The sequence below is a fragment of the Verticiella alkaliphila genome (assembly GCF_018904615.1).
Taxonomy (GTDB): domain Bacteria; phylum Pseudomonadota; class Gammaproteobacteria; order Burkholderiales; family Burkholderiaceae_B; genus Verticiella; species Verticiella alkaliphila.
The window spans coordinates 1-17,375 of sequence record NZ_JADCNH010000031.1; the positions used below are offsets into that span (position 1 = coordinate 1).

The window sequence follows — 17,375 nt, forward strand, 5'->3', positions numbered from 1 at the left end:
GATACGTCAGCCCCATCCAGTTCGAGGCGGCGGCTTGTTAGGTTAAACAACCTGTCCGGCGGGATGGGGCAAGCCCAAATTGATCTACCAGTACACCTAGATGTCACGACTGCCCGCGCACGTCTGGAGGCGCTATCTTGCGACGCGCCCGTCAAGGCGAGATTCAATGTCGTGACCTCGACAGCGCGACTCTGCGTCGGAAAGCTCGAGTCGCCATCTGGCGGATTTTCCACGGCAAGTTCCTGCGCGACCGATCTAAAGGACGAAACTTTGGTCAGCTTGCTAGCCATTCCACTCCTAAGAGGAAAGCTTCATCTGCCGATCAGTCAGTCTGAAGCTAAAGGCCCCGAATGGGTTCAAGCCGGGGAAACAGCGCGCTTCGAAGGCAAAGTCGAGCTTGAGCACACAACGGTTGCACTAGTCAGTGGAATCACAAGTCTGTTGCCAACGAAGGGTGGACTGTTGGAATGGCTCGTCATAGGTCCTGCCGTGGCAGCAGTCCAACCTGTCCTCGGGCCTCTGCTTCGTGGCGTCACCGACTTGCTAGTCAATGACGTTCTCCTCAAGACCCTCGGCATCACCTTGAACAGCGCTGACATTCATTTGTCCTCCATCGGCTGTCGCCACAACGCCCGTCTCGTCTACTGACCCATGACCCATCCTCTCGATTCCCTCGATATCTACGTCTGGGAGGCCAGCAGCGCGATTGCGCAGCGGGTGGAGAGCCTGCTGGCCGGGACGGAGGCCGTGGTGGTGCGGGCGGACGGCCTGACCGAAGCGCCGGCCACGGCGGTGTCGCGCTCGGCGGTGGCGGTGGTCTCGGTGACGGCGGTCAATGGTCAGCATGGCCGACCGCATGCGCACGAGTGGCTGACGGGGCGCGGGCTACCGCTGATCTGGGTGGCTGCGCACGCGCGCGAGACGGCGGCTGGCTACTTCCCACCGGAATATACCAACATTTTGCCGCCCGACTTCTCAGGGGCGGAGCTGCGCGCCTTGCTGAGCCGGGTGGCGGGTGCGGTGGAGGCGGATGAGCGGCGGCGGGCCAAGGCCACGCCCTTCATCGCCGAATCCGATTGCATGCGCGAGCTGCTGCGCGAGGCCACGGCCTTCGCCGATTGCCAGGCGAGCGTGATGGTCTACGGTGAGACGGGCGTGGGTAAGGAGCGCGTAGCCCGGCTGCTGCACGACGGCAACGCGCTCTACGGACGGGGCCCGTTCGTGGCGGTGAACTGCGGTGCGATTCCGGAAGGGCTCTTCGAATCGCACTTCTTCGGACACGCCAAGGGCGCCTTCACGGGCGCTGCGGGCCTGCACAAGGGCTACTTCGAGCAGGCGAACGGCGGCACGCTCTTCCTGGACGAGATCGGGGATCTCCCGCCGTACCAGCAGGTCAAGCTGCTGCGCGTGCTCGAGCAGAGCACCGTGACCCGCCTGGGCTCGACAGCGGAGGTGCGGGTGGATTTCCGCCTGGTGGCCGCCACCAACCGGGATCTGCGCTCGCTCGTGGATGCGGGCACCTTCCGCGCCGATCTCTATTACCGCCTGGCCGTGGTCGAGCTCACCGTGCCGAATCTGGAGGACCGCGGTGCTGCGGACAAGGTGGCGATCTTTCGGGCGCTGCTGGGCGAGCTTGCCGGGGCGGCCGCGGAGGACGTTCCGGGCTGGTTGCTGCAGCGGGTCGGGGCCGCGCGCTATCCGGGCAACGTGCGCGAACTGCGCAATGTGGCCGAGCGTCTGGCGATCGTGCGGCGCCAGTTCGACGGCTGGGACGAGACGCGCGTGTTGCGGGTGCTCTCGCGTCTGGACGGCGGCCCGTCGGCGGATGCGCCCCCCGCTCTGAGCGAGCGCGACACGCAGGAGCGCGAGCGCGTCATGGCGGCGCTGCAGGCCAATCAGTGGCGTCGGCAGGATACGGCGGCGCATCTGGGCATCAGCCGCAAAGTGCTCTGGGAGAAGATGCGCAAGCTGCGGATCGAATCCACGGACGCTGATGAAGAGCGCAACACGGATACCGGCGTTTTCTTTTAAACTCGTAACAGATGATGAACGGCCCTGGCATACCCGGCGGCCCCAGCATGGAGAAGGCAAGGACATGAGCGCGACGTACGGAAAGCTCGCCGCAGGGCGGATGGTGGCGGGTCTGGCCCTCGTGGTCGCAGCGGGTCACGCGGGGGCCCAGTCGTCGCAAGCCGTGCGACCCGTAGTGGCGAGCACGCCGGTCCAGGCAGGGCTGCAGGCTGAGTCGCCCCAGGCGGCCATCAATCCGCCGCAGGCCGTACCGCTGGAGCCTGCGGGCAACACGTTGCTGGCCGAACTGCGCCAACTCGTCGAGCAACGCGCCGTGCGCGAGCTGCGCACCACCTACAACGGTCAATACGGTGCGAGCCTGCTTTTCAAGGCCGACGATCTCACGTACTACGTGGCGCTCTTTCAGCAGCGGCAGTTCTGGCGCGCCATCAAGACGATGGATTACGCCCAGGCCGAGAAGCTCTACCGGGGTTTTGCCGAGCAGACAGAGTCGCTCGCGCGCGTGGACATCGACCGCATCCGCCTCGACGCCGAACGCACGTTCACGGAATCGCGCATCGCCACGCAGTCCGAAGAGCTCGCTTCCCTGCGCAACAATCTGGCGTACCAGCGCGAGCGCGAGCGTCAGGTGGTGGTGGCCCAGGAGCAGGCGCGTGAGCAGGCCCGCACCCTGGCGGCTCAGGAGCAGGCTGCACGTGAGCGCCTGCAAGCCTTGCAGCGCTCGATCGACGCGCTGGAAAAGCAGCAGTCGAGCATCCTGGAAGCGTCCATTGCTCCGTTGCCCGAGCAGCGCACCCGTCGCAACTGATCTGCGATCAAGCCCCTACGCATGTCGGGGTCTTGAAACACGAAGCGCCATCCCTATCTGTTCTGCATTCCCCGCCTCCCGGCACGCGGAATGCTGACTGCCGGGGCCGTGGCGGTAACACTTCGTGAGGGACCCCATGCGCTTCGACAAGCTCACTACCAAGTTCCAGCAGGCCCTGGCAGATGCCCAGAGCCTCGCTGCGCGTAACGATCATTCCTACATCGAGCCGCTGCACGTGCTGCTCGCCCTGCTGGGCGACGCCGAGAGCGGCACGGCCAGCCTGCTGTCTCGCGCCGGCGTGGCCGTCAACCGGCTCCAGCCCGCCTTGCAGCAGGCCCTGCAACGCCTGCCCCAGGTGCAGGGCGGCGACGGCAACGTCCAGGCGAGCCGCGATCTGCAGGCCGTGCTGCTGCGCACCGACAAGGAAGCCGGCAAGCGTGGCGACACCTACATTCCCACCGAACTCTTCCTGCTGGCGCTGGCCGATGACAAGGGCGAGGCTGGCCGTCTGCTGCGTGAATCCGGGCTGCAGAAGAAGGCGCTGGAAGCCGCCGTGGACGCCGTGCGCGGCAGCAACGCCGTCGATTCCCCCGAAGGCGAGGCCAATCGCGAGGCCCTGAAGAAGTACACCCTGGACCTCACCGAGCGCGCCCGCGAGGGCAAGCTCGATCCGGTCATCGGCCGCGACGACGAAATCCGCCGCACGATCCAGATCCTGCAACGCCGCACCAAGAACAACCCCGTGCTCATCGGCGAGCCGGGCGTGGGCAAGACGGCCATCATCGAGGGCCTGGCCCAGCGCATCGTCAATGGCGAAGTGCCCGAGACCCTGAAGGGCAAGCGCGTGCTCTCGCTGGACATGGCGGCGCTCCTTGCAGGGGCGAAGTTCCGCGGCGAGTTCGAGGAGCGCCTGAAGTCCGTGCTCAAGGAGATCGCGCTGGACGAGGGCAACACCATCGTCTTCATCGACGAGCTGCACACGATGGTGGGCGCGGGCAAGGCCGAAGGTGCGATGGACGCGGGCAATATGCTCAAGCCCGCGCTCGCCCGGGGCGAGCTGCACTGCGTGGGCGCCACCACGCTCGACGAGTATCGCAAGTACATCGAGAAGGATGCCGCGCTCGAGCGCCGGTTCCAAAAGGTGCTGGTGGACGAGCCCACGGTGGAGGCCACCATCGCGATCCTGCGCGGCCTGCAGGAGCGCTATGAGCTGCACCACGGCGTGGACATCACGGACCCGGCCATCGTCGCGGCGGCCGAACTCTCGCACCGCTACATCACCGACCGCTTCCTGCCGGACAAGGCCATCGACCTCATCGACGAGGCGGCCGCCCGCATCCGCATGGAGATCGATTCCAAGCCGGAAGTCATGGATCGGCTCGAGCGCCGCATCATCCAGTTGAAGATCGAGCGCGAGGCGATCAAGAAGGAGACCGACGAGGGCTCCAAGCGCCGCCTGCAGGCGCTGGAGACGGAACTGGAACAGCTGCAACGCGAGTACAACGACTACGAGGAAATCTGGAAGGCTGAGAAGGCCGCCGTGCAGGGCACTCAGTCGATCAAGGAAGAGATCGAGCAGGTGCGTGCCGAGATGGCCGAGCTCCAGCGTCGTGGACAGTTCGACAAGCTCGCCGAGCTCCAGTACGGCAAGCTGCCGCAGCTCGAGGCCCGCCTGAAGTCTGCGGAGACGCAGGCCGAAGACGCGGCCAAGGCCGAGACCGAGCCCCAACGTGCCCGCCTGCTGCGCACGCAAGTGGGCGCCGAGGAGATCGCCGAGGTGGTGTCGCGAGCCACAGGCATCCCGGTCTCCAAGATGATGCAGGGCGAACGCGCCAAGCTGCTCCAGATGGAGGATCGTCTGCACCAGCGCGTGATCGGCCAGGACGAGGCCGTGACGCTGGTGGCCGATGCCATTCGCCGCTCGCGTGCCGGGCTGGCGGATCCGTCGCGACCGTACGGCTCGTTCCTGTTCCTCGGGCCCACGGGCGTCGGCAAGACCGAGCTCACGCGCGCCCTGGCGGATTTCCTCTTCGACTCGGACGAGCACCTCATTCGCATCGACATGAGCGAATTCATGGAGAAGCACTCGGTGGCCCGCCTGATCGGGGCGCCCCCGGGGTATGTGGGCTACGAGGAGGGCGGCTACCTGACCGAAGCCGTGCGCCGCAAGCCCTACAGCGTGGTGCTGCTGGATGAGGTGGAGAAGGCGCACCCCGACGTCTTCAACGTGCTCCTGCAGGTGCTGGACGACGGCCGCCTGACGGACGGGCAAGGGCGCACCGTGGATTTCCGCAACACGGTCATCGTCATGACCTCCAACCTGGGCTCGCAGCACATCCAGGCCATGGTGGGCGAGCCGTACGACGCGATCAAGGCCGTGGTGTGGGACGACCTTCGCCAGCATTTCCGGCCCGAGTTCCTCAACCGGATCGACGAGGTGGTGGTGTTCCATGCGCTGGACAGCAAGCACATCGAGTCCATCGCCGGCATCCAGCTGAAGCGCCTGGCCTCGCGTCTGGCGCAGATGGACATGCAGCTTGACGTGTCCGAGACGGCACTGGCCCAGATCGCCCGGGTGGGCTTCGATCCGGTGTTCGGGGCGCGTCCGTTGAAGCGGGCGATCCAGCAGGAGATCGAGAATCCGGTCGCCAAGCTCATCCTCCAGGGCAAGTTTGGGCCGAAGGACGTGATTCCGGTGGACTACCGGGACGACGACTTCGTCTTCACGCGCACCTTGCAGTAACGCTCGGGGGCGCGACGCCCTCGCGGTGACAGGCCGGCCCTTCGGGGCCGGCTTTTTTGCGTGCGCTGCGCCGGCGCTGCTTCAACGGGGAGATTGCTCGCGGCCCGAGTTGGGGGCGTCGGCTGCCGGAAAAGCAGGATCTCAGGAACATTCCGCCTCGTCCGTGGCTCGTACACAGACCGCGCGTGGTCGCTGTGGCCGCGCCGTCCTGCTGGGAGTCTCGCGCATGCCCAAGATCCGTCCGAAGCGCACATCCCGATGGCCGTTCCTGTGGATGGTCGTGTCCGCATCCGCCGGTGCCGCTGTCCATGCCGCGCAGACCCCACCGCGCTTTGCCGAGTGGACAGCGCCGGCACCCACGGCCGCGCAGACGTCGATCTCGCACGCGGCCCAGGCTGGCATGATCGCCGTGCCCGCAGGGGACTATCCGATCGGGCGAGACGATGCGGCGGCGGATCAGCAGCCGGCGCATACCGTGCGGCTGGCCGCCTTTCGCATCGATCGCACCGAGGTCACCAATGGCGCATTCGCCGAGTATCTGAACGGTCTGGGGTTGCAGGTGAGGGGGCCGTTCGCTGCCGGCACGCTGGCCGCAGGGGCGGGAGCCGATGCCGAGTTGCTGCGCGAAGGCCCGTACGGCACGCACGTGCAGTACCCCATCATCGCGCTGAACGACGAGAACGCCCGGATAGGGCACGATGGCACACGCTTCGTCCCGACGGCCGGCTTTGCCGACCATCCCGTGGCAGAGACCACCTGGGCCGGTGCCCGGGCGTACTGCGCCTGGCGCGGTGCGCGTCTGCCCACCGAGGCTGAGTGGGAGGCTGCGGCGCGTGGGCCGGACGGCCGCCGCTACCCCTGGGGCGATGCCCCGCCCGACGCCACACGTGCCTACGTCAATCGGGATCCTGAGGCCACGGCAGCGGTCGGATCCCTGCCGGCCGGGGCCTCGCTCTTCGGCATCCTGGATATGTCGGGCTCGCTTGCCGAGTGGACATCGAGCCTGAAGCGGCCGTACCCGTACGACGCCACCGATGGTCGCGAGGACCCCGACACGCCCGGCGAGCGCGTCACGCGGGGCGGCGACTACCAGTGGGACAACCGACCCGGGACCCTGACGGCCTCCCATCGCAATGGCTTCTCGAACGAACCGTCGCAAGGTCATCGGCAGATTGGCATCCGCTGCGCGGCAGATGGGGGGTAGGCGCGCCGCCTGCCGCTCACCGATGCAGGCGCCACGCGGCCGGCGGCCGTGTCGGGGGCCGCTGTGAACAGGCATCCGTGGGCAGCAGTCCGCTGGCCTGGGCGAAATCGTCGACGTCCAAGCCCGCAGGCAGGAGCAAGAGCCGGGTCTGCAGGTCATCGAACGTGTCGCCATCCACCACCTGTCCCAGGTGGCGCCATTGCCGGCCACCCACCTGGACGTACGCCAGTGTGTGACGCCGCCCCAACGCCTGCCAGAGCGCATGCGCACCGGGGGATTGGCGGGCGCCGCTCACGAGTCCATAACCTCGCGCCAGTATCGCGCCGTAGAGGGCCGTGCCCAGTCCTTGCCGCTGATACGCCGGATGGAAGAGTGCGTGCGGGGAGCGCACGTGCTTTCGGGCACGCCGGCCAGCCTCCGGGATCTGCTGGAACGCCACGTATCCGACGAGGCGCTGTGTGTCCCGCGTGTAGACGTACATATAGACGTCGCCGCCCGCATGGCGCGCCTGCACCGTGAGCGTGGGTGGCAGGTCGGGGCCGCCGAGTTTCACCGGTTCGAGCGCGGCCGGCAGCACGCGTTGTGCGAGCTCGCGCAGCTCCCCGCGGACGTGATCCGGGGGGCGGCTGACATCGACGCGCAGATCCTGGACGGGAGAGAATAGACCCGGCCGTTGGCAGGCGGGCAGACAGAAGGACATGACGACACCAGACACAGATCGGCGCCGGCGGCACGGCACCGGCGCGAGCGGCCGGGCAACGGCGCGCGAACGGGGCGGGTGTGCGTGGGATGGGTGGTGTGGATCAGGCCGTGCGCCTGAATCCGCGTCCCCTCGCCAGCCTGTCACCCCCAGGCTGGCGGGGAATCACCGGGCGGCGACGATGCCGAGCCGGGCGTAGGACAGGCGCAGCGTGGCCGGCCGTCGGGATGCGCTCAGCTGCATGTCAGCGAGCCGTGGAGGGGGCGATCGCCGCCACGCCGGTGCTCTGGTTGGGGCCAGTGCCGATGCGCAGCAGCGGCAGATCCTGCTCTTGCAGACGCGCCAGCAAACCATCGAAGACCGGGTTGGTCACGCCATCCTGCGTGGCCGATCCCAGGCGGGCCAGCACCGCGCAGGCACCGGCGCTGCTCGGATGGGTGGTGACTTGCACGGTGGTCGTGGCCTGCGCTTGCGGCTGGCCGTCGGCACGTGGCGCGCTGCCTGCCGGATCGGCGGCTTGCCAGGCCCGGGCCAGCGTGTCGCCGGCTGCGGTGGCGGCAACGCAATCATCGTAGGTGAGCGCGATCCCGACGGCAGGCTGGCCGTTGGTCTGCACGTCCGCCACGATGGCGCCGGTATAGGCCGGCACTTGAACCTCGCTCACGGGTGCCGGCGCGTGTCCGCGCAGGGCCGCGCGTGCCGCCGGTGTCAGTGGTGCCGCGGCGGGCGGGGCCACCACCACGGCCTGAACGATCTGCGCCCCGTCCTGCACGGCCGATTGCAGCGCTTCGAGCGCCGGTCGGATGGCCTCGTGCTCAGCCAGGCTGCGCTCGGGCGCGATCTGCTGCAGCGTGGCCGCGGCCTGCGGCGCACCGGTCTGCACCACGGCCGTGGGCAGGGGCGCAGCGATCGAGGTCTGCCCGCGAGCGCCGAGCCACGGATTGGCGGCTTCGCGCCGGCTCAGGTCCAGCACCAGCGGCTGGCCGTTGGCCACGGCCCGCGACAGGCCGCTCGCCGCAATGGGCTCGAAGCCACGCGCGGGCAGATGCTGCATGAATTGCTCGACGCGATCCGACGAGCCCAGACCCCAGATCGTGGTCATCGTGGCCGGCTTGCCAAAGCCGGCGAGATATTGCACCGCGTTGGGCGGCAGGCCGGTGGCCTGCTGCCAGCGCGCGGCATCCCCGGCCTCCAGGGCAGCCACGGCGCGCAGGGGCAGTCCAGCCCGCATGCGGGTCGTGAGTGCCTTGGTCTGGCCCGACGCACGGCCGAGCGCCAGCGCCGCCTGCACGTTCACGAAGACGGCAAAGGGCGGGGTGGGGCTGTCGAGCATGCTCGCCGGCATGTAGGCCAGCGCCTCATGCAGCGTGAAGCCCTGACCGTCCTCGGCCTGGGCGGGCGCTGCGAACAGGCCCACCATGCCGAGGGCCAGCATAGTCGGGATCAACGCCCGGCGAAGCGGGCGCACGGCGCGGGGCGCAGCAAGGCGGGCAGGAGTCATCATCGTTTCTTCGCGAAGTCGCCCGCGAGCGAGGCGGTGAACTGGTCCGGCTTCAGGTACTTGCGTACGATCGCATTGACCTGGTCCGTCGTCAGCGCGGCGAGCTGCTCGTCGATCTTGGCCGACCACGCGAAGGTGCGGCCCGTGTCGAGATATCCCAGCCAGGCGTTGGCGAGTGCGCCATCCTGCGCGCGGGTGAGCCGGCGCTGATTGAGGAGGGCATCGACGCCCTCACGCACTTCTTCCTCGGTGAAACCCTCCTTCACGACACGGGCGAGCTCTTCGCGCAGCGCCGTCTCCAGACGTTCGCGGTTCTCGGGCGCATAGATGGCATACATCGTCCAGTCGCCGGATTTCTCGAACGACGAGGCGGTGAGCATGCTGCGCACGTCGTAGGAGAGACCTTCCTTCTCGCGGATGCGCGTCCACAGGCGCGAGGTCTCGGATTGGCCGAGCAGCGAATTGGCCAGGTAGAGCGCGACGAAGTCCGGATCGTCATCCTGCAGCGGCAGCGGCAGGCGGGCGATGTAGAAGGCATTGGCTTTGTCCGGCGTCTCGTTCACGAAGCGCGCGGGTTTGACGTCGCGATAGGGCGACGGAATGCGCTGCCAGGCGGGGGCCTGCTGCCAGCCCTCGACGCCCGCCACCAGCGCCTTCTGCACGGCGTCGGCATCGAAATCGCCCACTGCCGTGAAGTGGATGCGACCGGCGCCGTAGAACCAGCCATGGAACGCCACGAGCGGATCGCGCTGGATGCTCTCGACGTCCTTCAGCGATTCGTCGAACGAGGGCACGTAGCGCACGTCGTCCTTGGGCCACGGGTTGTCGTGGCGCGCCAGCGTGCGGGCGGCGATCTGGGTCGGGTCGGTCATGGCCGCGCGCAGGCCGGTCAGCAGGTTCCGGCGGTATTCCGTGACCTGCTCTTCCGGGAAATTGGCGTTGCGCAGGATCTGCAGCACGAGCGACACGACCTCGGGCAGGTTCTCGCGCGTGGTCGTGATCGCCACGCCCACGTTGGTGCCGCTGCCATCGAAGCCCACTTCGGCGTTCAGCTGATCGAAGCGGTCCTGGATCTGCTGACGGCTGAGCTCGGGCGTGCCGCGATCGAGCAGCTCGGCCACGGTATCGGCCACCAGACGCTGGCCCTTCAACGATTCCACGTCACCGAATGCCAGCTGCAGCCGCGCCTGCACGCGGGCGCCGCGCGTGGCCTTGGGCAGCAGCGCGAGCGAGATCTGCCCGTTGGACAGTTCGAGGGTGCGCAGATCCGTGCGGGCGTCGATGTTGGCAGGCGTGGGGTCGAAGGCCTCGACCTGCTGGAAGTCCGGATCGCCCTTGTAGTCCTTGAAGACGGCCTGCAAATCCACCGGCGTCGAGGCGGGGGCGCGCTGGGGCTGCTCGGTCGGAATGTAGCGGCCTTCGGTGCGGTTGCTGCGCACCAGCCACTGCTCGGCCACGCGCTGCACCTCAGGCAGCTTCAGGTCGCGGATGCGGTCGCGGCGCAGGAAGAAGAGGCGCCAGTCGCCCGCGGCGATGGCCTCGGAGAGCGCCACGCCCACGCGCTGCGGATCGCTGTAGGTCTGCTCCCAGTCGATCAGGAGCTTGGCCCGCGCGCGATCGAGCTCTTCCTGGGTCACCGGCGTCTGCACGGTGGTCTCCACCGTGTCGATCAGTGCCCAGAGCGCTTCGGATTGATCCATCGCGGCTTCGAGCTGGGCGCCGAACATGACCGTGCCCGGATCGTGCTGATCCAGCGAGAAGGCGAAGATGCTGCTCGCCTTACCCTCGGAGACGAGGTTGTGATAGAGCCTGCCCGAGGGCGTGTCGCCCATCACCACGGTCAGGGCTTCGGCCGCCACGGATTCGGGGCTGGCCGCCTGGGGCACGTGATAGAGCGCGGCCACGAGCGGCGTGCCGCCCGTGCGGCGCAGCGTGACGGTGCGCTCGCCATCCTGCACGGGCTCGACGGTGTAGAGGGGCGGCAGCACGCGCTCGGGGCGAGGAATGCGGCCAAAGTCGCGGGCGATGCCGGTGAGCGTCGTCTGCGGATCGAACTGGCCGGCCACGATCAGCACGGCGTTGTCCGGCTGGTAGTAGCGGCGGTAGAAGGCGCGCAGCTGCTCGATGTCCACGTTCTCCACGTCCGAACGCGCGCCGATCGTGCTCTTGCCGTAGTTGTGCCATTGGTAGGCGGCAGCCAGCATCTTCTGCAGCAGGATGCGGAACGGGTTGTTCTCGCCGCTTTCCATCTCGTTGCGCACCACCGTCATCTCGGTGTCGAGATCGCTGCGCAGGATCGTGGAATTGATCATCGCGTCGGCCTGCCAGCCCAGATACCACTGCAGGGTGTCAGGATTGGCGGCGAAGCTCGCGAAGTAGTTGGTGCGGTCCTGCGAGGTCGAGCCGTTCGCCCGCAGACCGCGGCGCGAGAACTCGCCCAGCGCATTGCGGGTGGTGAGCGTGCCCTTGAAGAGCATGTGCTCGAGCAGGTGCGCCATGCCCGTCTCGCCGTAGCTTTCGTGGCGCGAGCCCACGAGATACGTCATGTTGACGGTGGTGGTGGGCTTGGACTGATCCGGGACCAGCAGCACGCGCAGGCCGTTGGCGAGCACGTACTCCTGCACCCCTTCAACGGACGTGACCGACTTGACGCCTGAGGGCAGTCGCTGGGTGGCGGTACTGGCGGGGGCGGGATCGGCCGTGGGCGCTTCGCGCGCCTGGATCGACTGGGACACGAACGCCAGCGCGCTGAAGACGGTGGCGGCGGCGGCGGGGAAAAATCGGCGCAGATTCAGCATGAGGTGGGCACGGAAGACTGGCGACGAAAACCGGCCCAGTGTATCGCACGCTACCTGGGCGGGTACTGCCGGCGGGTGAGAGCATCCAGGCGCGCCGCGCGGGGCGCGCCTGTCCTGCCTACTTGGAGAGCTGCCGCATGGCCTGCTCGATGCCGGCCACGGTGACGGGGTACATCCGGTTCTGCAGGATCTCGCGGATCATGGCGATGGACTGCCGGTACTGCCATAGCCCTTCGGGCTCGGGGTTGAGCCAGGTGAAATGCGGAAAGGTCGTGACCAGGCGCTGCAGCCACACCGCGCCGGGCTCGGCGTTGTGGTATTCCACAGAGCCGCCCGGCTGCGTGATCTCGTAAGGGCTCATCGTGGCGTCGCCCACGAAGATGAGGCGCCAATCCGGGTTGTACTTGCGCAGCACCTCGGCGGTGGTGAACTTCTCCGTCTGGCGTCGCCGATTGCTCTTCCAGAGGAAGTCGTAGACGCAATTGTGGAAGTAGTACACCTCGAGATTCTTGAACTCGCTGCGCGAGGCCGAGAAGAGTTCCTCGACGCGGCTGATGTGGTCGTCCATGCTGCCGCCCGCATCGAGCAGCATCAGCACCTTCACGGCGTTGTGCCGCTCGGGCACCATGCGGATGTCCAGATGCCCGGCGTTGCGCGCCGTGTGCGTGATGGTGTCGTCCAGGTCGAGCTCGAGCTCGGCGCCTTCACGGGCGAAGCGGCGCAGGCGGCGCAAGGCCACCTTGATGTTGCGCGTGCCGAGCTCCAGCGTGTCGTCGTAATCCTTGAACTGGCGCTCGTCCCACACCTTCACCGCGCTGCGGTTGCCGCCCGCGCCGCCCACGCGGATGCCTTCCGGGTGATAGCCGCTGTTGCCAAAGGGCGACGTGCCGCCCGTGCCGATCCACTTGTTGCCCCCGGCATGGCGTTCCGTCTGCTCGGCGAGCCGCTTCTTGAATTCCTCCATGAGCTTGTCCCAGCCGAGCTTTTCGATCTCGGCCTTCTGCTCCGGGGTGAGATTGGCCTCGAAATTCTTCAGGAGCCAGTCGAGCGGAATCTCCTTGCCCGGGGGCAGGACGGTCTCGACGTTCTTGTAATAGCTCGCAAACGCCCGGTCGAAGCGATCGAAGTGGGCCTCGTTCTTGACCAGGATGAGCCGCGCGAGGTGGTAGAAATCATCGACGGAGGGCGGGATCACCTGGCGCTGCATGGCTTCGAGCAGCGTCAGGTACTCGCGCACCGAGACAGGTACCTGATGCGCGCGCACGTGGTTGAAGAAGTCGATGAGCATGGGCGATCACCCGCGACGGGAGCTGCGCGTCATGAAGAGGAGGCGCTCGAAGAGGTGCACGTCCTGCTCGTTCTTCAGGAGCGCGCCGTGCAGCGGCGGGATGGCCGCGTTGCTGTCCGTGTTGCGCAGCACCTCGGCCGGGATGTCTTCGGCCAAGAGCAGCTTGAGCCAGTCCAGCAGTTCGGAGGTGGACGGCTTCTTCTTCAGGCCGGGCACCTCGCGCATGCGCAGGAAGGCGTCGAGGGCGGCGGACACCAGATCACCCTTGAGATTCGGGTAGTGCACGGACACGATGTTCTGCAGCGTGTCGCGATCCGGGAACTTGATGTAGTGGAAGAAGCAGCGGCGCAGGAAGGCGTCTGGCAGATCCTTCTCGTTGTTGGACGTGATGATGACGAGCGGGCGCTGCGTGGCGCGGATCGTCTGGCGCGTCTCGTACACATGGAATTCCATGCGGTCGAGCTCGCGCAAGAGATCGTTCGGGAACTCGATGTCGGCCTTGTCGATCTCGTCGATCAGGAGGACGACCGGTTCCTTCGCCTCGAAGGCCTGCCAGAGCACGCCCTTGACGATGTAGTTCGCGATGTCGCGCACCTTCTCGTCGCCCAGCTGCGAATCGCGCAGGCGGGACACCGCATCGTATTCATAGAGGCCCTGATGGGCCTTCGTCGTGGACTTGATGTGCCACTGCAGCAGCGGGCGCCCCAGCGCGGCTGCCACTTCCTCGGCCAGCATGGTCTTGCCCGTGCCGGGCTCGCCCTTGATGAGGAGCGGCCGCTCCAGCGTCAACGCCGCATTCACGGCCAGGTTCAGGTCGTCGGTGGCAACGTAGCGGTCGGTACCGGAAAAGCGCGGTGCGGCGGAGGGGCTCGTCATGTCTCGGTTCGTTCTGGCAGTGTTTTGAAGGGATCTCACTAAGGATACTCCACAACAAAGCGCGCCCGCGTGCCACCCCCCCTCGCTGCCTTCGGGGCAGGTCTGGCTGACAAAAAAGCCCGCATCGCTGCGGGCTCGGGGGGGCGTGACGCCGTGGCGCTATTCGGGCTGGATGCCGGCGGCTTCGATGACCTGGCGCCACTTGGCCAGTTCGCTGCGGCCGAAGGCGTCGAGTTCCTGCGGGGTGCTGAAGGCCACTTCCAGGCCCAGACCGTCCAGGCGCTCACGCACCTGCGGGTCCACGCTGACCTTCTGCATCGCCGCATTGATGCGGGCGATCACGTCCTCCGGGGTGCCCGTGGGCGCGTAGAGCGCGTACCAGGCAAGCAACTCGAAACCGGGGAAGGTGGCAGCAATCGGCGGCACGTCGGGCAGGGTACGCCAGGGTGTCTGCGAACTGATGCCCAGCGCCCGTACGGAGCCTGCGCGCACCTGCTGCAGACCCGTCACGATGTCGGTGAACATCACGTCCACGTGGCCGCCCATGACGTCGGACAGCCCTTGCGGGATGCTCTTGTAGGGGATGTGCAGCATGTCCACGCCGCCCGCATGCGCGAGCATGGCACCCGGCACCAGCGTGCCCGCGCTGCCGGACGCGTACGAGATCTTGCCGGGCTTCTGCTTGGCGAGATCGATCAGTTCCTTCACGGACTTCACGGGCAGGGCGTTGTTGGCCACGAGCAGCGCTGGCGTGTAGGCCACGCGGGCGATGGGAGCGAAATCCTTGATGGGGTCGTAGGTCAGGTGCTTCATGAGCGCAGGATTCGCGGCCTGCGTGGTCTGCGTCGTGAAGAAGAGGCTGTAGCCGTCGGCCGGTGCGCGTGCAGCCGCCTGCGCGGCGATCGCACCCTGGGCGCCGGCCTTGTTCTCGATGACCAGCGCCTGGCCGAGTTCGCGGCCGAGCGCCTCACCGATGACGCGGGCGGTCGCATCCACACCGCTGCCCGGACCGAAGGGCACGATGATGTTGATGGGCCGCGTGGGATAGTCGACGGCCAGGGCCGTGCCGGCCAGTCCGAGGGACAGGCACAGGGCGGTGGCCGCGCGGCGCAGGGGGGCTTGCATGGGGTGTCTCCGTTTTTACTGTGAAGCGGCCGGCGCGGCGAGCGTCGCGTCCAGCCAGGTGAGAATGCGGGCGAGCACGTCGTCGCCGTTGCGGTCCATCATGAGAAAGTGCGTGTTGCCGCGCACGCCGCTGGCCGGCAGATCCAGGATGTCGGCCATGCCGCCGTGCGTGCGCAGTTCGGCCAGGTAGCTGTCCACATTGGCGCGATAGGCTCGCCAGACGGGGTGGGCCTCGATGTTGTCGCCCCAGACGGTCAGATGTGGCGGGCCAGGGTGCGCCGGTGCGTCGGGGCAGCCCGAGGGCTCCACGGCAACGACCGCGCGGATCGTGTCGGCGTGGCGCTGCGCCGCGCGCAGGGCGAAACCGCCGCCCTGGCTGTGCGCCATCAGGATGCAGGGGCCGACGTGCGCAAGCAGCGCGTCGTAGGCGTCGCTCGTCATGACCTCATGGCCGGCCCAGCGGGGCACCCACTGCATGGCAAAGGTATCGAAGCTCTCGAGCGGGAACTGCTGGCCTGCGAAGGCGCGACGCTGCGTGGGCTCGCTGTCGTAGCCGTCGGCGGGGCCGAGCCGGAACATGTCCCAGGCTTCATCGAGCGTGCGGAAAATGGGCGGCTCGGGATAGATGGCGGGGAACATGGCCCAGGACGAGCGGCCGCGCTCGGGGGCATCGCACACGTAGACGTCGAAGCCATCCTCGAGCAGGCGCCAGAGCCAGCCCGGGCGTCCGTCCGGGGTGGTCTCCCAGTTGGCGCCGGTCATGCCGCCGCCATGCCAGAGGACGACGGGCAGGGCGTGGCGCGGTGCGGCGAGCCGGTAGGCCTGCACGTACATCTGGCCCACCATGTGGTCGCCATTGGGGTCGACCGGGCGCGGTGCGCCATTCTGGGCGAGTCGGCGCAGCGGCACGGGCAGCCCGGTGACGCGGTGGCGACGGCCGCCGATGTGAAAGCTGTCGATGGCGCGCAGCGCGAGCGGAGAGGACGCGGGCATCAGTGACGCGCCCACAGGGTGGCGGGCTCGATCGCCATGCAGCGAATGCGCGGCGAGCAGCCGAAGGTGGTCTGCACGGCAGTGTCCAGCGCCTGCATGAAGCCCGCCATGGCCGTCGCGTCACGCGACTCGGCGGCGCGGTACAGCACTTCGACGTAGCTTGGGGCGCCTGTCACCACCTGGCTCGGCGTGACGTTGCATTGCACCTTGACGGGGTCGGCACCGAGCCAGTCCACACAGGCCTGGATGACCGCGGGCCCGAACTCGCCCTGGCGGGGCGCCGGGACCCGCTCGGCGGGGACGAAGACGTTGATCACAGGCATGCCGGCACCTCGAGGTAGACAAGGCCTGCATCATCCGTCCATGGCATTATGACGTCCAGTGCATTCTCTGCGATTATTGTTGAATCATGCGCATCAATTCCGACGTGGCCGAGCTCAAGGCCTTCTGTGAGGTGATGGCGTCCGGTAGCTTCACGAAGGCCGCCGATGTGCTCGCCTTGTCCCCCTCGGCGCTGAGCCGCCGGATTGGCCGGCTCGAGGAGGCACTCGGCGGCCGGCTGCTGGAGCGCACGACGCGAGTGGTGACACCGACGCCACTCGGACGCAATCTGTACGCGCGGCTGGCGCCTGGCCTGGCAGGGCTATCCGCGTGCCTCGAGGAAACGGCACGGGAGGCGCGCGGCGAGGGCGGTTGCCTCGCGGTTGGCTGCGTGACCACCTTCGCCTATGCCGGTTTTCCGCGCGTGCTGGCACGGTTTCGCGAAGCGTTCCCGGATCTGCGGGTGGATCTGCGGGACGATACGGGCGTGCGGGTGCTGGATGCCGTGCGCCTGCGCGAGGTGACCTTCGGTGTCACCGTGATGGGCGAAGATGACCCGGCTTTGCACGCCGTGTGCGTGCGCGATGATCCCTATGTGCTCGCCTGCACGCCGGATCACCCGCTGGCAGACTTGCCGCAGATGACATGGGCGGAGCTGCGCGCCCACCGCGTGTTGGGCCTGCGCCGCACCAGTGCGAACCGCCTGCAGATCGATGCCGTGCTTGCCCAGCATGGCATCGGCGTGCCCTGGCACGACGAAGTGGAGCACCTGTCCTCGATGATCGGCTTTCTGCAGCAGGGATCCTGGATCGGCGTGTTGCCCAGTCTTGCGCTGCAGGCAAGTCGCAATCTCGTGGCGATTCCGCTGGAGGCGCCGCGCATCGCCCGCCGTCTGTGCCTCGTGCGGCGCAACGACACGGCGCTGAGCTTCCCGGCCGCACGGCTATGGGAGGCGATCGCGCGGGAGGCCGCGGGCTAGGGCGTGTC

The 17,375-nt window shown here is 67.7% G+C and carries 14 protein-coding genes; 6 read left to right on the top strand and 8 right to left on the bottom strand.

The features are described 5' to 3' along the window. The 5 genes from IMZ29_RS16905 to IMZ29_RS16925 form a co-directional block, all read left to right on the top strand. On the top strand, positions 1-648 hold a 648-nt coding region (locus IMZ29_RS16905), incomplete at its 5' end, for a hypothetical protein (RefSeq protein WP_216186273.1). A 3-nt stretch (positions 649-651) separates the two neighbouring features. After that, positions 652-2,031, top strand: a complete 1,380-nt coding sequence (locus IMZ29_RS16910) for a sigma 54-interacting transcriptional regulator (protein ID WP_216186275.1) — start codon at positions 652-654, stop codon at positions 2,029-2,031. A 64-nt stretch (positions 2,032-2,095) separates the two neighbouring features. Continuing rightward, positions 2,096-2,839: a DUF2968 domain-containing protein gene (locus tag IMZ29_RS16915; protein WP_216186277.1), complete on the top strand. Its 744-nt coding sequence runs from the start codon at positions 2,096-2,098 to the stop codon at positions 2,837-2,839. Positions 2,840-2,975: 136 nt separating this feature from the next. Next, the gene (clpB, locus tag IMZ29_RS16920; protein ID WP_216186279.1) at positions 2,976-5,582 is read left to right on the top strand and encodes an ATP-dependent chaperone ClpB; all 2,607 of its coding nucleotides are present in this window, start codon (positions 2,976-2,978) and stop codon (positions 5,580-5,582) included. 226 nt (positions 5,583-5,808) lie between these two features. Continuing rightward, complete coding sequence (locus IMZ29_RS16925) at positions 5,809-6,786, top strand: formylglycine-generating enzyme family protein (RefSeq protein WP_216186281.1); 978 nt, start codon at positions 5,809-5,811, stop codon at positions 6,784-6,786. A 16-nt stretch (positions 6,787-6,802) separates the two neighbouring features. On the opposite strand, the gene IMZ29_RS16930 is transcribed toward IMZ29_RS16925, so the two are convergent. From IMZ29_RS16930 to IMZ29_RS16965, 8 genes are all read right to left on the bottom strand, one after another. Further along, complete coding sequence (locus tag IMZ29_RS16930) at positions 6,803-7,486, bottom strand: GNAT family N-acetyltransferase (RefSeq protein WP_216186282.1); 684 nt, start codon at positions 7,484-7,486, stop codon at positions 6,803-6,805. 244 nt (positions 7,487-7,730) lie between these two features. Next, the gene (locus IMZ29_RS16935) at positions 7,731-8,990 is read right to left on the bottom strand and encodes a hypothetical protein (RefSeq protein ID WP_216186284.1); all 1,260 of its coding nucleotides are present in this window, start codon (positions 8,988-8,990) and stop codon (positions 7,731-7,733) included. Continuing rightward, positions 8,987-11,785, bottom strand: coding sequence for a M16 family metallopeptidase (locus IMZ29_RS16940; RefSeq protein WP_216186286.1), 2,799 nt, complete (start codon positions 11,783-11,785; stop codon positions 8,987-8,989). The genes IMZ29_RS16935 and IMZ29_RS16940 overlap by 4 nt, the downstream gene beginning before the upstream one ends. Before the next feature lie 118 nt (positions 11,786-11,903). Beyond that, positions 11,904-13,073: a vWA domain-containing protein gene (locus tag IMZ29_RS16945; protein WP_216186288.1), complete on the bottom strand. Its 1,170-nt coding sequence runs from the start codon at positions 13,071-13,073 to the stop codon at positions 11,904-11,906. A 6-nt stretch (positions 13,074-13,079) separates the two neighbouring features. Next, a complete protein-coding gene (locus IMZ29_RS16950; RefSeq protein WP_216186290.1) occupies positions 13,080-13,949 on the bottom strand; it encodes an AAA family ATPase in 870 nt (289 codons plus the stop codon). 159 nt (positions 13,950-14,108) lie between these two features. Next, complete coding sequence (locus IMZ29_RS16955) at positions 14,109-15,074, bottom strand: Bug family tripartite tricarboxylate transporter substrate binding protein (protein ID WP_216186292.1); 966 nt, start codon at positions 15,072-15,074, stop codon at positions 14,109-14,111. A gap of 15 nt (positions 15,075-15,089) precedes the next feature. After that, the gene (locus tag IMZ29_RS16960; RefSeq protein ID WP_216186294.1) at positions 15,090-16,067 is read right to left on the bottom strand and encodes an alpha/beta hydrolase; all 978 of its coding nucleotides are present in this window, start codon (positions 16,065-16,067) and stop codon (positions 15,090-15,092) included. Continuing rightward, positions 16,067-16,390 carry a hypothetical protein gene (locus IMZ29_RS16965; RefSeq protein WP_216186296.1) on the bottom strand — a complete coding sequence of 108 codons (324 nt, stop codon included), beginning with the start codon at positions 16,388-16,390 and terminating at the stop codon, positions 16,067-16,069. Before IMZ29_RS16965 ends, IMZ29_RS16960 begins: the two co-directional genes overlap by 1 nt. Positions 16,391-16,476: 86 nt before the next feature. Between IMZ29_RS16965 and IMZ29_RS16970 the strand changes: the two genes are divergently transcribed. Then, a complete protein-coding gene (locus tag IMZ29_RS16970; protein ID WP_216186298.1) occupies positions 16,477-17,367 on the top strand; it encodes a LysR family transcriptional regulator in 891 nt (296 codons plus the stop codon). The last annotated feature ends 8 nt before the right edge of the window (positions 17,368-17,375 follow it).